Here is a 15936-nt window from a genome sequence, read left to right on the forward strand (position 1 = left end):
TATCAATAAATTTGTAACTTTCAATGTGAATGAGGTAATATGTTACAGTTTGTTTTTACTCCTGCTATTCAAGCTGGTATCGCTTCGGGTGTTTACGAGGTTGTCAGAAACAAAGCTACAGGTGAATTGATTGGGCTTGTTAGGAACAAAGTTACCGGAAAATTTGTTGCTCATGCGGTTGGTGTTGTAGTTAGAAACTCACCTTTATCTCCTTTTATAATGGCTGCTCAGCTTGCTCTACCACTGGTACAAATCGTTCAAACGCATCTGAATTCTCAAGAAACCAATAGAAGAGACGAACGAGTTAGTCAACAAGTTAAAGGAGTTAGTCAACAAGTCGAAGGAGTCAGTCTGCAAGTTGAAGAAGTTAATCAACAAGTTCAACAATTAAACCAATTTATCTTCCAATCTCTTCCAGCAACGCTAGGAGTTTTACAAGCTTCTACAGCTGTGATTGGTGTAGGAGTAGTTGCTGTTGCGGCACTTTCAGCAGTGAATTTATACCAAACAATAAAGCTGAGAGAAGATGTAAAACAGTTGCGCCTTGAAGTTAAAGACGGTTTTATTGACTTAAAAGAAGCATTAAAAGACCAAGGTAAAGAAATTCTCGAAAGAATTGATCAGGTTGCTCAAGATATTGAATTCAAGCATCATCGCACAATTTTAGTTCAGGCTTACGGGCGTTTTCTACAAGCAACTAAGCTCATCGAAAAAGCGATTTTATGTGAAGATTTAAGTATTAGAAATGATACTCTGCAAACTGCACAAGCAATGTTAGCGAACGCTTTAGCAGATTATAACAATCCTCAACTATTATCAGATACTTGTGCGGCTGGATTACTTCGCAGATATGAGTGTGCTTGGGCGATCGAACAAACAATGGCTATGGTTTTTCAAATGCAAGAACAACCAGCTGTTGTAAGTCAAAGCCTTTCCGATCTAAAAAACAGAATTCGTAAAGATACTCTCACCGTAATTAACAAATGCGAAACCGAAGCAGAATTAGATTTTCTCTTCCCAGAAATCACCCGCATTCACGACCACGATTTAGCCGTATTAGAATCTTGGCAAAATCATATTGATTGGCTACGCACCTTACCAGAATCAGAACTAAAACTGCTGGAAAGTGCCGAATTCAACCCTACAGAAATCGCCCAAATTTCCAACACTAATTCAACCACAGCTTTAGAAATTCCCCCAGAAATCCAACTCTATGAAAGCCTAAAACAAAAATCTCATCCTGAATCTTTATTAGACCAAATGAGATTAATGATGCAGCCAGAATTACGGCGACAATATGAATTATATGTGAGTCAGCAAAGTGCGATCGCTCAACACAAAACCCTCACCCAACCCAACTTACAACAAGCCTCAAATTTAGCCGTAGCAAATCTCTATTGGTACTTCAAACACAGAGAACAAACACCAGCACAAGTATAAGCATAACCAACCACTAATCCAATAGATCTTCCAGGGTGCTTTGCCAACACCCCTGACTCGTTCGATCGATCAGCAATCATATCTTTTTTCCATGACCCTGTAGAGACGTTATATATAACGTCTCTACAGAGTGGGTAATCGACCGGACATGATATTACTCGTTCGATCGATCGGGTTCAGTTTAGATTTCTTCATCTTTTTATGCTTATATTTGCATAAAGTTACAAAACATACAGTTTTGTTAAGAGTTTAATGAGTTAATAACTGTAGTCCATCTTTTCCCCCAACCCGGAACTCACTTATGTTTGACTTAACTGCTGCCGACTACTCCCTCTTATCCTGGATTCAACAGTCTGGAGTAGCTGCTCACTCGCTGTCCATCGGCTTTCGTCCGGGATGTTTAATGGTGCAGTGTCAAACTCTTGAAGACGCAACTAAGTTGTGGGAACTCCGCTCCATCCTCCAACAAACTGACATTGAGTTGTGCTTTCGAGTCAATGGCGTTTTCTACATGGCTACAGCCATTAGATAATTGCAGAATTAATCAAAACCAAACCTGAATGAGCTTTTGGCTTTGTCCATTCCTATTCATTGGCGTGAATAGTCAAAAAAGCGATCGTGTAGCGTGCAATTAAGCGCATCGCTGATAGACAAAGCCTCAGTTCAGCAATTATGGCTATTGTGGGGTATCCACTTGAGTTTTAATCGTTTGCCAAACAGATAACACACCATCCATCCATCCCTGTGCAAAGGTAATTCTGCTAGCGGGATCTACTTCTAGTAAGTAAGCAAAATCCGCATCCAAATGGCGTGCTTGTTCAGGACAGTCTTTTTGATCTAGATAAGAAAATAGATAGTCGAGCACATCTTCATCAAGTGCCGTTGCGAGAGACTCAACTCGTTCAAAATGGCGGAAATCTTTGTAGGACAACTTAGCACTGGAACGAATTCCTAATTCAAAACCTTCTTGACGAACTTTGTTGAGGAGTACTTTTTTTTCTGTTTGAAGGCGTTGGACTAAATTTTCGTCTTCAGCGGTTTGGGTTTTGAGTTCTTCGATTGTAATAGCCATCTCTAATGCCTCCTGGCATACAGCGGAAATATTGAAGCGTTGTTTAACGGGTTGAAGTCGGGCAAACAGTGACTCTGGAACTGCTATGGTGACTCTTTGACTCACAACTCTCTCCCGCCTTTCTGTGTACTCTTATACAGTAGCAGAGCTAATTGCATAATTGTTGCCAATTAAATAATTTGTTACATAACATACAGAATGACCTGGGAAAGTATGCAACAGAGAGACACGAGCATAAGAATGTTAAAGATAGCCAAAAAAAATGGGGACAATTCTGCCCCCCCAAAACCTGTAACTAGTTCTACATCCTTACCGATTAGCAGTAGCGGCAATTTTCGCTTCTTGAGCAGTCAACCGTTCGTATGTAGCACGCATTTTTAAACCTGTCAAGACTTGGAACAAACCAGTTCCATTATTAGAACCTGGATATTCCTTGTGTTGTAATAACAAGTGGGTTAACTCACCCTGATACTTGGTGGAAGTCTTACTCAGATGGCTTTCGATGTAGATTACCTGTTCCAAATTCTCGAATTGTCCATCAACTTCCAGAATTTCTGCCTCATGACCATAATAAGCATCAGGTCCATAGTGCATTCTAATTCCGGGATAGGAACAAGTCAGCTTATTGCCACAGGGAATCCAATCAATAGTCGAACCTTCATCAAATAGGTAAGCAGGCTCAAAACCTTCTACACCAACTTTTTGAATCAAGCGCACCCGCAGAATTTTGCCTTCCTTATCGTCTTTAATCAACTGAGTAGGCAACACCTGAATTACCACATCAGCAAACTCTCTTTGTGGTTCGATGTATGCCGTAAAATCAGGGCGACGAGAATTGATTGCAGCGAGTACGTCATCATAAGTGTGACCCCGTTCCGACATATCGCGCTGAATCTTCCAAGCAATCTTGACTTCTTCGCTAATGTCGAGGTATACACTGAAGTCGATTAGCGATCGCACCCGTTCATCATACAAAGGATGCAGTCCCTCAATCACCACAACATGATTTGGCTCAACTAACTCCGGTGGATCAATCATGCCGGTTTCGTGATTATAAATCGGCTTATTGATTGTTTCGCCACTCTTGAGCGCCTTGATCTGTTCATACATCAGATCGAAATTATTGGCTCTCGGATCGAGTGCAGTAATCCCCGTTTCCTTGCGCTGCTTTCTATCCAGACAATGATAATCATCCAGACAGATCACCGTGACAAACTCCTTGCCAAACAAATCAGTGATCCGGCGCAAAAATGTTGACTTTCCACACCCGGAGTCCCCGGCGACACCAATTAGCACCACGCGATCCGGCTTTTTGGTCATAGCTTCCCTCTTTCGATTAAGATTCTTTACTAACTGGGTCAAAACTTCGAGCTAAATCATAGCCTATTAAGTCATCCCCCTTGACTGATAAAACTACTTAAAAAAAAGCAGCCCTTACCAATCCTGAGCAGCAGTCTGGCTTCTGCCCTCAAGGGAAGACTCAAGCCTTCAAGTGAGTATTTAATACTACTATTACTGGAATATCTTACCAGAGTGGGATTACCTCTACAAGGCATAAACAAAGTGAAATCATCTAGCTCAGTATTTATGCTAATGTTAGTTGTGCATTTTTTCTAAAAAAAATGTGAAACTGATTCGCTAGTCACATTCTCTGTGAGACTTACCTTGTAGGGTGGAGGAGAATCTGGAGCCGGATTTTTCCATTCCTTCGGTCTGAGAACTGTGATCTTATAGCTTTAAACTATAAATTACTGCAATTTCTTAAGATCTAGTTCAACATCCCAAAATTGGGCGTTTGAACTGTCATGTGGTGCGAGGGCACGTTGCAGCAGCAGCAAATTTAATTTTCAGTTCGGAGAGATCGAAGCAATGTACAATCGAAGCGCAGTTGGTGGTGCTGCCAACACACAATCTGGTAACCGCGTCTTTGTTTACGAAGTAGTAGGTTTAAAACAGAACGAAGCAACTGACCAAACCAACTACCCAATTCGTCGCAGTGGCAGCGTGTTTATCACTGTGCCCTACAACCGCATGAATGAAGAAATGCGGCGGATCGCACGCTTGGGGGGGCAAATTGTTAGCATCCGACCACTGGGCGCTGAGAATCAAGGGAATGGAACTTCCGCGCCGGAGACAAGTAATAGACTCCAGCAAGAGAAGAAAGAAGAAGCCAAGCCAATGACTCAAGCGAAGGAAAAAGAGAAAAAGGACATTCCGGTTAATATTTACCGTCCTAATGCTCCTTTTGTGGGCAAATGTATGTCCAATGAAGAGTTAGTGCGTGAGGGCGGAGAAGGTACTGTTCGTCACGTCAAATTTGACCTGTCAGGAGGCGATTTGCGCTATCTTGAAGGTCAAAGTATCGGTATTATCCCAGAGGGAACCGATCAAAACGGCAAACCTCACAAGCTTAGACTTTACTCGATCGCATCTACTCGTCACGGCGATGACTTGGACGATAAAACTGTCTCTCTCTGCGTGCGTCAATTAGTTTATAAGCACCCAGAAACCGGAGAAGAAGTGAAGGGCGTTTGCTCTACCTTTCTCACTCAAATGAATGTGGGCGATCAGGTGAAAATTACTGGCCCGGTGGGTAAGGAAATGCTCTTACCTGACGATCCAGAAGCCAATGTAATTATGATGGCTACTGGTACAGGTATTGCTCCTTTCCGCGCTTTCTTGTGGCGGATGTTTAAGGAACAACACGAAGATTACAAATTCAAAGGTCTAGCTTGGTTGTTCTTTGGTGTTGCTTATACTCCCAACATTCTGTACAAGGAAGAATTGGAAGAATTAGCCGCTAAGTTCCCAGATAATTTCCGTTTAACTTATGCCATTAGCCGGGAACAAAAGAATGCCAAAGGTGGCAAAATGTACATCCAAGATCGGATTGCGGAAAACGCTGATGAACTTTGGAATTTGGTGCAAAAATCCAATACTCACACCTACATTTGTGGTTTGAAAGGTATGGAAGGTGGCATCGATGAAGGTATGTCTGGTGCTGCTGGTAAGTTCGATGTAAATTGGGCAGATTACCAAAAGCAATTGAAGAAAGAACACCGCTGGCACGTAGAAACCTACTAATTTTTAGTTTTTTACTCTCAGCTTTTTCTGGGGTAGGCAAAGCCTACCCTATTTTTTTTGGCTTGAGGTTGTGAATTTTTGTTTTTGGTATTGCGATCGCTCTAGTAATACCAATTAGCAATATATGATTCTCTTTATATCGCTTTAGCATTAAACTTAAATTGTCCTTTAATTACGGTGGACGATCGTCAATTAAATGCCGCAAGATCTAGCGGTGCAATTATTAAACTTATTACTGATTTTTCAATTTGGTGATAGTAAGATAGAGAAATTTTTCTCAAAGTGTCTCGGTTAACACGACAAATGTCACAATGGTTTTGGAAAGGTTTAGTCAGAATAGGTTAGAAAGCGTGAGTTTTAAAATTGGTTTACTGGGACTAGGAACTGTGGGAACGGGAACGGCGGAAATTTTGCTCTCTCCAGAAGGTCGTCACCCGTTGGTGCAAGAATTGGAAATCTATCGGGTGGGAGTGCGCGATCTATCGAAACCTCGTGATGTGCAAATATCTAAGGAGATTCTGACTACTGATTTGGAATCGATCGCGACTGACCCAGAAGTTGATATTGTGGTAGAACTGTTGGGTGGGCTGGAACCTGCGCGATCGCTAATCCTGAAAGCTATTGCTCACGGGAAGCACGTCGTTACTGCTAACAAAGCCGTAATTTCCCGTTTCGCTGAAGAAATCTACGATGCTGCTAACGAAAAAGGCGTTTATGTCATGTTAGAAGCAGCAGTCGGCGGCGGTATCCCCATTATTCAACCTTTAAAACAAACTCTAGGCGTTAACCGCATTCAAGCAATCACAGGCATTGTCAACGGTACGACTAACTATATCCTCACCCGGATGCAAAATGAAGGTGCTGATTTTGCTGATGTTTTAGCCGATGCTCAAAAGTTGGGTTACGCTGAAGCCGATCCCACAGCTGATGTGGAAGGGTTGGATGCTGCTGATAAAATTGCCATTCTCGCTTCTTTGGCTTATGGCGGACGCATCAAGTTAGAAGAAGTTTATCACGAAGGAATTTCTAAAGTTGGTGCGGCAGATATTGCTTACGCGGAAAAGTTGGGTTTTGTAATTAAGTTACTCGCCGTTGCCAAACAAATGACTGTTGCACCGAATGAACCAGAACTTCTACAAGTAAGAGTTCATCCGACTTTAGTCCCGAAACAACATCCTTTAGCCAGTGTCAGCGGCGTTTATAATGCCATTTTTGTGGAAGGCGATCCGATCGGTCAAGTCATGTTCTACGGCAGAGGCGCAGGTGCAGGCCCAACCGCCAGCGCCGTAGTTTCCGATATTCTAAACATAGCCTCTATCCTCAAAATAATTTCCCAGTCCCCAGTCCCCAGTCCCCAGTCCCCAGTCCCCAACCTCCATCCCCTCTTAGCTTGCACCCATCAGCATTATTGCCAAATTGCGCCGATGGAAGAACTCGTTACTCGATTTTATGCTCGCTTCTTGACAAATGACTCGCCTGGTGTTATTGGGCATTTGGGAACTTCTTTCGGAAATTATGGTGTTAGTTTGGAATCAGTTGTGCAAACAGGTTTTCGCGGTGATTTGGCGGAAATTGTTGTAGTAACTCACGATGTCCGCGAAGGCAATTTCCGTCAGGCTTTGGCAGAAATTCGCGCTCTGGAAGCTGTAGATAGTATTGCCAGCTTGCTCCGTGTTTTATAAAGGCTGTGTGAAGCTTCCCCAATCCCTAGTCCCCAGTCCCTAGTCCCCTGTTCCCATTCTTTAAAGATTATTTGAAAATTTCTGTCAATTAGGTGACAAAAATGCTGAAACAGGTTATAAGTAGAATCAGGTTTCAATATTGAGAATTTATTTCATTTAGGTTGGTAGCTCTGATGGAGCAATCGAGTATAAATCCTACAGATTCACAGGTAGTGGCGGTGTGCCGTAGCGATCGCTGGCAAGTCTACCGCCGACTACAAGCTTTAGAGATTCCCTGCTGCTGTAACGGTAACGGTGGCTTAGAAGTCGAAATAAACAGCCCGTTAGCGGCAATTCAACTGAGGTCTGTGATTAAGCAATTGACAGCACCTCGCAGCGAGTTAGTAGCGGAATTGAACCGTTGCTGGGAGCTAAAATCATAATTAAAAAATGAGATTGATTAGCAATTGTGTTGTTGTTGAAGTTAGAGGTTAATCAAAACAAATGGGTAAGAAAACTTGTCAAGTAACTGAATTTTGCCTCCAAGGACGGTTTGTTGGCTTTGTGCTGGAGGATGATTACAAAATTAAATTGTTGCGACTGGATACAGCAGAGGGCGAATCTTGGATTAAACTTTCTAAAGAGGCTAGGGCTGGGTTAGGACAAGTTTTACTACCTGGAGATTGGATCGAAGTTTGTGGCGATCGAAAACTCAACACAGAAACAGGTGCAGTGAAGCTGAAAGCTTCTAGAATTAGGGTGAAGGCAGGGATACAAAGGCAAGTATTACCTCCAGAAGCAAAAGCTTCCCAACCAAAGAAAAAGCCAGCTTGTATTTTAGTTTGTCAGAAGTCTGATTGCTGCAAGCGGGGGGCGATGGAAGTTAGTCAGGCGTTGGCGGAGGGGTTGCGCGATCGCAATTTGTCACAAGAAGTTATGATTAAAGGCACAGGCTGTATGAAACATTGTAAAGCTGGGCCTAATATTGTCATGCCAGATAAAAGTGCTTATCGGCGCATTGATGCTAGCGAAGTGCCAGAAATTTTAGACAAACATTTTGTTACACAAAATCAATCTAAAGATGCGGTTCCAGTATTAGCAAGTGTGGTTTAATCTAAATATCAAAGTTGCCTGTTGCCGTTTAGAGGGTAATCAAGATGACAGAATCACGCCGCCCAGAACCTCAAACATCGAAAAAAGAGCCTTTAGGGTTTGATGAATTTGTTGCTGTCTTGGTTGCCTTATTATCGATCGGCAGTATTTTCTTTTGGATATTAAGCAGAAATCCAGTTAGTTGGAATTTAACAAGTACAACACCTGCTCAAGTTGCGCCTAGTCCTAGAAGTTCTTTACTAACACCAAGAATCATTTTACCTTGGTTGGCAAATCGTAGAGTCGATCGGGAAAGGAGACAAGTTAGAGAAGGTACTAATACGGAAACTGAAACAAGAAGAGTTGTACCTGTCGATCCGCAAAGAAATGTCAATCAATTAGGCGTAGTTCCTGAAGTTAATCAACCTGTGAGAAGGGGAGTAATTGCGATCGTGCCTGTACCTCTAGCCAGAGTAGAAACACCAGCTACAAACGCAGTTCCAGTTATTCCATTACAACCAAAAGCTGTACCTGATGTTCCAATACCAGCAACACCAGTAGCAAAAGCACCCCAAGCGATTAAAATAGTAGATGTTCCAGGTAACTATTGGGCGGCTCCTTATATTTTCGGATTGCAAAAACAAGGAGTAGTTAGTGCTTTTCCTGGCGGATATTTTCGACCAGATCAAGAAGTAAATCGGGCAGAATTCGCCGCAGTTTTAGAAAAAGGTTTAGGTACAAAAATTACTGACGAAACCACAGAATTTAAAGATGTTAGTAATAGTTTCTGGGCGGCTCCAGCGATAAAAAAAGCAACCGGAAGCGAGTATTTAGCAGGCTATCCAGACCAGAGTTTTCGACCAAAAGTACAAATTCCCAGAGTGCAAGTTATTGTTGCTTTAGCTAGCGGTTTGAATTTACCAGAACCAGCTAATGCAGAAGAAATCTTAAAGCAAAAATATAAAGATGCAGCCCAAATTCCGAACTACGCGAAGAAGAAAGTTGCCGCTGCTACCCAAGCAGGTATTGTGGTAAATCATCCCCAGACAGATGTATTAAATCCAAATCAAAACGCCACTCGCGCCGAAATAGCAGCTTTGGTTTATCAAGCAAGAGTGAAGCAAGGTAAAGCACAGAATATTAATGGTAAGTATGTAGTAAAGCCTTAAAATTTATTGATTACTAATTGAATTCCTCTCAAATGGGATTAATGATTTTAATTTGAGAGGATTAGTAGTTTTTGTAAAAAGGTTTTACCAGCTTGTTCGAGATCGCCATCTAGAGAGAAAGTCCATACAATATATCGTCTACATTTTCACCATAGTTAGTGATGATTTTACCTTGTTCATCTTGACCAACAATATACTCTGCTTCTGGCTCAACAACTTGAAAAGTGCCACACAATTCCCAAGTCCGAGTTTTGGTAATATTAAAAGTAGAATCCTCAGACTCAACGTAACGTTCTAGAGCCTTGAGAACAATATCTTGCAATGGGTATCCTGTACCCTCTAACTGAGAGATTAACTGCTCAGGAATTTCAATAGTAACTTTGGTCATGGAAAATCCCAATTGTTAATTAACATAATTTTAAAATAGCATAATCCTTATGAATTAAATTAAAGATGGATTAATTGGAAAATCGGGAGATATTGATCATGAAACCAAAACAATGTCCTAATTGCCAAGGGGAATTAACCACAGAACAGGTTGAAAAAATCCTCAAAGGTGACGTACATACTGCAATTATTCAAGTTGAAGCAGAGGTTTGTTTAAATTGTGGTGAACGGTTATATAAACCTGAAGTTGTTAGACAATTTGCTCAGATTCGAGCCAAACTTAAAAATAAAGAAACAACAGACTTTGAGTTAATTGGACAGTCTTTTAGAGTGCGATCGCCCAATCGAGCATAAAAGCATAAAACCAGAATATGAGCTTATTTCTTTTTAATGTGCTGAATTTTTTCGCTAATAACTTGCCCAATGTCTTGGATAGACATATCGGCATTAGTTTATGATCTCCCATTACAGCGTCAGCTTGATGGGAGATTGTTATTTGTAAAGAAATCTAAACTACACGCATAAGTTAACTGTCTCCAGCAATATAACTAACTAAAAGCAGCCTTTCTTTAGTCTATGGAACGCCAATTGACGAAAATGAACGCGCAACAAACAGAGTTATATCAACGAATACAGACATTTTCCTTCGATCGACCAGATACGCAATTAACTTTTAGCAAGAAGTTAGCAAAGGATAATGGCTGGTCGTTACGCTATGCTCAAAAAGTGATTTCTGAATACAAGAAATTTGCATTTTTAGCTGTTGTTGCAGGTCATCCAGTTGCACCATCGGATCAAGTCGATCAAGTTTGGCATTTACATTTGAGTTATACGCGATCGTACTGGCAAGAATTCTGTCTGAAAGTTTTACAATTTCCCTTACACCATGAACCAAGTCGCGGAGGTTTATCTGAACAATTAAAGCTTGATGATTGGTATAACAGAACATTAGAAAGCTACGAAAAGTTTTTTGGTGAGACTCCACCGATCGATATTTGGCCTAAATCAAAAGATCGATTCGGGCGAGATTTAAAATTTGTGCGAGTAAACACCCAACAAAATTGGATTTTCCCCAAGCCATCTTTACCAACAAAAATTCCCCATCAACAAATCCTTAGCCTAATTCTGTTATTTACTTTGGCATCTGCGATCGCTGGCTGTCAAATAGTTTCTAGCGTTCCCAATCCCTTAGATTTGACAGGCGGGGAATTTTTAACCTTCTACTTTCTGCTATCAATTATTACTTTTTTTCTCGCGTTTCATCTCCGAAATTCTTTACGATTGCCAGATGAAAATTTTGGACAACGAACCGTACCTCTTAATACTTACGAAACAGCCTACCTTGCTGGAGGGAAAGATCGAGTTGTAGATACGGCGATCGCTAGTCTAGTGCAGAAAGAATATGTCATCATTCAGCCAGACAAACGAACCTTAACATTAAACAAATCAGGAGAAGACTTGTTTAATGCTGTAGAAAAAGAACTAGCAAAAGTCATTGCCTTAAACGGACATATTAACAGCATTCGGAAAGCGTTTATCAGTCATCCAATAATCGAAACGATTGGCGATCGATTACGTGAAATAGGTCTTTTAGTGACTCAAAATCAATCCGCCAAAGTCCAAACTTACCCAACAATTTTAATCGCTTCCTTATTAGGATTAGGTATTGCCAAAATTGTTGTAGGAATTTCTCGCGAAAAGCCTGTTGGTTATTTAATAATAATGTGTTTTATTATCGCCATCATTGGGTTAGGTTTTTGGCTGAGTCCAGCACATCGCAGTCGGTATGGCGATCGAATTTTCCAAGATCTTCGTACCCATATTCGTTTAACAGTCTTCAGCCATACAGATCCACAACTTCCCCTAGCATTTGCACTTTTAGGTGCAACAATTTTACCAAGCGAAATGTTTTCTGACTTAAAACAACTATTTATTCCCACATCTAGTAGCGGTGGTGGAGATGGTGGCGGTGGTTGTGGTGGAGATGGTGGTGGAGATGGTGGCGGTGGTTGTGGTGGTGGTGGTTGTGGCGGTTGCGGTGGCGGTTGTGGTGGTTAATTGAGTAAAAAAATGGTGATTGGGAAATTCTCACATTACAAACTTTTTCTAATCCCAATCACCAACTACCAACTAACAAATTACTGTTGTTTATTACCATCAGGCATCGTCGCACCACGTAGATAAGCACCTTCTAAATCAGCACCTTGCAAATCAGCACCCCGAAGATTAGCATCTTGCAAATAAGCACCTTTCAAATAAGCGCCTTTCAAATAAGCACCTTCCAATTTAGCACCTTGCAAATCAGCATCTCCCAAATTTGCACTTCCTAAATTAGCATCCCAAAGTTTAGCATCTTGCAACTTAGCATTTCGCAAATTCGCACCTACCAAACTCGCACTTTCTAAATTAGCATTTCGCAAATTTGCCCCTGACAAATTCGCATTTTCCAAATTAGCATCCCAAAGTTTGGCATCCCAAAGTTTAGCATTTCCCAAATTAGCACCCCCTAAACTAGCGCCTTCCAAATTAGCATTTCCCAAATTAGCGCCTTCTAAATTAGCGCCTTCTAAATTAGCATCTCCCAAATTAGCACCTACCAAATTAGTGCCTTCCATACTGGCACTTTCTAAATTTGTGCCCCACAAATTAGCACCACCTAAATAAGCACCTTCCAACTTTGCTTCGCGTAAGTCTGCACCACCTAAATTTGCTCCCCGTAAATCAGCACCTCGCAAATCACACCTGGGACATTTACGAGTAAAAAACAATCGTCGCACTGTATTTTCGCTGTTGGAAATCGATCGCTCACTATTCATCTGCAACGTTCTTTCATGATTAAAATGTCCTAAACTAGCATACAGAAAGCTGATAGTTCCTAAAGTAGCTAAACCCATCACTGGTGCTGTCAGAGAACCCTTAATTTTCGCTGGTAACTTTTGCAATTTAATCAGATATTCAGGTGGCTGCATAGTCTTCTGCAAAACTGTTAAAGCCACAGTTGCATCAGAGTAGCGAAATTTCAAATTTGGTTCCACCATTTTCGTTAACCATTGCTCAAAACGAAATGGTAATCGGGGAAATAAATTTTGGAAATTAAACCGATAATTGTCATCAATTAATTTACCAACTGCCACAGAACGAGTACCTGTTACCAAGCAAATTAAAGTTGCACCCAAACTATAAAGATCGGAAGCAGCAGTTAAAGAACGACCAAACTGTTCTTCAGGAGGCATAAAGCCAATTGTTCCCGCAGCAACACTGCTTAAAGCTAATTCTCCACCGCGAATTCTGGCAAAACCAAAATCCACCAAATAAGCATTTAAATCTTCATCCACCAAAATATTTTCCGGTTTAATATCGCGGTGAATCACTGGTGGAGTACGCTGTTGCAAATAAACCAAAATTTCCAAAACAGAAACCGCAATTTTTTGCACTTCTTCTAAAGTAAAACTGTATCTTTCCGCTAAAGATGGCGCTTTTTTATACTCTTGGACTAAACAAAACCCGGAGGGAGTTTCAAAAGAGTTTAAATAACGCGGAATGCGGGGATGATGCAGCTGTTGTAAAACTTCAATTTCTCTTTGGTAAGCTTTAAAGCCAGACCAATCAACACCCGAATTGGCAAAACGGAATTCTTTAATTACCACTTGTTGTTCTGAATTCAGGACGTTAGCCAAATAGGTAATACGTCCTGCTTCCCGGTTAAGTCCTAGTTCTTGGACAACCTCGTAGCCGTGGCTGGAGAAGTTCGGATAATTGCTCATAGTTTCTCCCCGCAAGAGATGTGTGCAGATTGCGGCATTTAGCTTGCTTGAAAGATCCTAACTGTTGCAGGGAATTTTGTCACAAATTTGAGTGCTTAATTAACGAGATCTATTTTCTCTAGGTAAAATTGCCCCTGTTTTTTTGGCATTCATTAAGTCAGAACCCCGCCAATTAGTACCTCTAAGCTGAGTACTGCTAAGGTCTAATTTGTCTGTAATAAAATTTCCACCATTCACTTTTAGGGCTTTCTTTACCGTTAGCATCAACTGCCCAAACGCGCCACCTTCCTAATCGATCGCCTCCGAAATTAAAAGTATAACGGTTAGTAGTGATGTTCTCTGTAATTTTTGTTTTGCAGCTTTCTTGTTCGGAACACCATCCGACACCAGGCATATTAAAATCAACTTCCACTATGTAACTTTTTGCACCAGATACATTTTTCCAAGCTAAGGTTGTATTTCTTAATTCAGTTGGATAGTAATAAAGTACGGTGTTATTCAAAGGACAAAGCGGTGTTGGTGTATTAAGAATTCCTCTGTAATTTGAATGAGAATTAGCTGGTACAGGTGGTTGAATTCTTCTTAAGCACAGGTCAAATTTATTGTTTTCTAACCTACCTAATTTCTTTAGTAATTTGTAACTACTACTAATACTTCTTAAGTAGTTTGGCTGAAATTGCAGTGCTTTTCTGTAAGAACTGAGAGCTTGTTCGTTATGTCCTAAACCTTCTAGTGCTACACCTTGATTATGCCAAGCTGAATATAATTTGGGGTGAATTTGGAGAGCTTGTCCGCAATTTGACAAGGCTTGTTTGTATTGTCTTAAAAAATTGAAGGTATTGCAGCGACCACTCCAAGCATAGCTATAGTTAGGATTAATTTCAATTGCTCGATCGTAAGCAGCAATTGATTCTTCGTATTTCCCCATGCCAGCAAGTGCATGACCTTTTAACATCCACACTCTACTATTCTTGGGGGAGATTTCTATCGCTTGGTTACAATCAACTAAAGCTTCTTTATAGCTGAATATTTCGTTAAATGTGGCACAACGTCCAATCAAAGCATTGTAGTGATTGGGATTAATTCTTAAAGCTTGATTGTAAGCTGAGAGTGCTGAGGAATAATTACCTTGCTGAAATAAGCGATCGCCCTTATTCATAGAGTTGGATTTTGATTGATTCATGCTATTGTCTAAGCTGCTATTTACCTGACTTATCAAAAATCCAGGAAACCAAATCATCCAAAATAATATTAATACTTTGAGATTTACCAACTTGAAATTTACCCATTTCCGCTTTTGGGAATATTTCAATTTATTCGGTTCCATTAATGCAGATAACGCCACTTCCGCATTAGCAAAGCGTTTTCTCACATTTGGTTCCACCATTTCAGTCAACCAATCCACAAAAGAATGACTAAGTTGCGGAACTAAAGGCTTAAAACTAAAGCGATATTCCTCATTAATTAACCTACCAATATTTACCGAACGAGTACCAGTAACTAAACAAATTAAAGTAGCACCCAAACTGTAAAGGTCCGATGCTGAAGATAACGGACGACCAAATTGTTCTTCTGGTGGCATAAAACCGGGAGTTCCTACGGCTACGCTGCTTAAAGCTACATCTGCACTACCAATTCTCGCCAAACCAAAATCAACTAAATAAGCATTCAACCGCTCGTCAACTAAAATATTTTCTGGTTTAATATCCCGATGAATTACTGGTGGAATTCGCTTTTGCAAATAAACCAAAATCTCCAATACAGAGATAGTAATCTTTCTAACTTCTCCGGGAGTAAAGCTGCGTTTTTTCGCTAAAGAAGGTGCGTTTTTATACTCCTGCACCAAACAAAAACCCATCGGAGTTTCAAAGGAAGCTAAGTAACGAGGGATACGAGGATGATCTAACTGTTGTAAGATTTCAATTTCCCGTTCATAAGCTTTAAAACCAGACCAATTAGTACCTTCAGAAGCGAAACGAAATTCTTTAATAGTAACTTTCTGGTTTAGATTTAAGTAGGTAGCCAAATAAGTAATTCTTCCTGCTTCTCGGTTACGTGCGAGTTCGTGAATTACCTGATAACCATGACTAGAAAAATCGGGAAAGTTGCTCATGTCCTTGTCCGTTTAAGCGGTTTTTAAAACGCTATACTTGACATCAATTTTGGCACAAACTTTTCCAGGTATTCAGTAGCAACCCGACTAGAAACGACTCGGTTCAAACTATTTATTTATCTACATTTCAGCCAATTAGTACTTGTTAGAAATC

At 40.7% G+C, this 15936-nt stretch carries 14 protein-coding genes; 9 read left to right on the plus strand and 5 right to left on the minus strand.

The genetic code is table 11. The annotated features are described in order from the left end of the window. The first annotated feature begins 39 nt into the window (after positions 1-39). Together ACE1B6_RS20185 and ACE1B6_RS20190 are read left to right on the plus strand one after the other, a co-directional pair. Complete coding sequence (locus tag ACE1B6_RS20185) at positions 40-1440, plus strand: hypothetical protein (RefSeq protein ID WP_413259060.1); 1401 nt, start codon at positions 40-42, stop codon at positions 1438-1440. A gap of 301 nt (positions 1441-1741) precedes the next feature. Next, on the plus strand, positions 1742-1972 hold the full coding sequence (locus ACE1B6_RS20190) for a hypothetical protein (RefSeq protein WP_413259061.1): 231 nt from the start codon (positions 1742-1744) through the stop codon (positions 1970-1972). A gap of 144 nt (positions 1973-2116) precedes the next feature. On the opposite strand, the gene ACE1B6_RS20195 is transcribed toward ACE1B6_RS20190, so the two are convergent. After that, positions 2117-2512: a hypothetical protein gene (locus ACE1B6_RS20195; RefSeq protein ID WP_413259062.1), complete on the minus strand. Its 396-nt coding sequence runs from the start codon at positions 2510-2512 to the stop codon at positions 2117-2119. A 309-nt stretch (positions 2513-2821) separates the two neighbouring features. Then, positions 2822-3832: a phosphoribulokinase gene (locus ACE1B6_RS20200; protein WP_413259063.1), complete on the minus strand. Its 1011-nt coding sequence runs from the start codon at positions 3830-3832 to the stop codon at positions 2822-2824. A 549-nt stretch (positions 3833-4381) separates the two neighbouring features. On the opposite strand from ACE1B6_RS20200, the gene petH reads away from it, so the two are divergent. From petH to ACE1B6_RS20225, 5 genes are all read left to right on the plus strand, one after another. Then, a complete protein-coding gene (petH, locus tag ACE1B6_RS20205; protein ID WP_413259064.1) occupies positions 4382-5596 on the plus strand; it encodes a ferredoxin--NADP reductase in 1215 nt (404 codons plus the stop codon). 350 nt (positions 5597-5946) lie between these two features. Continuing rightward, a complete protein-coding gene (locus tag ACE1B6_RS20210; RefSeq protein ID WP_413259065.1) occupies positions 5947-7278 on the plus strand; it encodes a homoserine dehydrogenase in 1332 nt (443 codons plus the stop codon). 173 nt (positions 7279-7451) lie between these two features. Beyond that, entirely contained in the window at positions 7452-7700 is a 249-nt protein-coding gene (locus ACE1B6_RS20215) for an Asr1405/Asl0597 family protein (protein WP_413259066.1), read from the plus strand. Positions 7701-7761: 61 nt separating this feature from the next. Next, entirely contained in the window at positions 7762-8370 is a 609-nt protein-coding gene (locus ACE1B6_RS20220; protein ID WP_413259067.1) for a (2Fe-2S) ferredoxin domain-containing protein, read from the plus strand. A gap of 44 nt (positions 8371-8414) precedes the next feature. Further along, the gene (locus tag ACE1B6_RS20225) at positions 8415-9518 is read left to right on the plus strand and encodes an S-layer homology domain-containing protein (protein ID WP_413259068.1); all 1104 of its coding nucleotides are present in this window, start codon (positions 8415-8417) and stop codon (positions 9516-9518) included. A gap of 109 nt (positions 9519-9627) precedes the next feature. On the opposite strand, the gene ACE1B6_RS20230 is transcribed toward ACE1B6_RS20225, so the two are convergent. Then, the gene (locus tag ACE1B6_RS20230; protein WP_413259069.1) at positions 9628-9906 is read right to left on the minus strand and encodes a hypothetical protein; all 279 of its coding nucleotides are present in this window, start codon (positions 9904-9906) and stop codon (positions 9628-9630) included. A 98-nt stretch (positions 9907-10004) separates the two neighbouring features. Between ACE1B6_RS20230 and ACE1B6_RS20235 the strand changes: the two genes are divergently transcribed. Both ACE1B6_RS20235 and ACE1B6_RS20240 read left to right on the plus strand, forming a co-directional pair. Further along, positions 10005-10259: a YgiT-type zinc finger protein gene (locus tag ACE1B6_RS20235; RefSeq protein WP_413259070.1), complete on the plus strand. Its 255-nt coding sequence runs from the start codon at positions 10005-10007 to the stop codon at positions 10257-10259. Between the two features lie 243 nt (positions 10260-10502). Further along, positions 10503-11963: a TIGR04222 domain-containing membrane protein gene (locus ACE1B6_RS20240; RefSeq protein WP_413259071.1), complete on the plus strand. Its 1461-nt coding sequence runs from the start codon at positions 10503-10505 to the stop codon at positions 11961-11963. Between the two features lie 80 nt (positions 11964-12043). On the opposite strand, the gene ACE1B6_RS20245 is transcribed toward ACE1B6_RS20240, so the two are convergent. Together ACE1B6_RS20245 and ACE1B6_RS20250 are read right to left on the minus strand one after the other, a co-directional pair. Next, positions 12044-13669, minus strand: a complete 1626-nt coding sequence (locus ACE1B6_RS20245) for a pentapeptide repeat-containing protein (protein ID WP_413259072.1) — start codon at positions 13667-13669, stop codon at positions 12044-12046. A gap of 196 nt (positions 13670-13865) precedes the next feature. Then, positions 13866-15782, minus strand: a complete 1917-nt coding sequence (locus tag ACE1B6_RS20250; protein ID WP_413259073.1) for a protein kinase domain-containing protein — start codon at positions 15780-15782, stop codon at positions 13866-13868. Between the last annotated feature and the right edge of the window lie 154 nt (positions 15783-15936).

Origin of the sequence: Floridaenema fluviatile BLCC-F154 (assembly GCF_041929135.1) — a bacterium.
In the GTDB taxonomy this organism is placed as follows: Bacteria; Cyanobacteriota; Cyanobacteriia; order Cyanobacteriales; family Aerosakkonemataceae; genus Floridanema; species Floridanema fluviatile.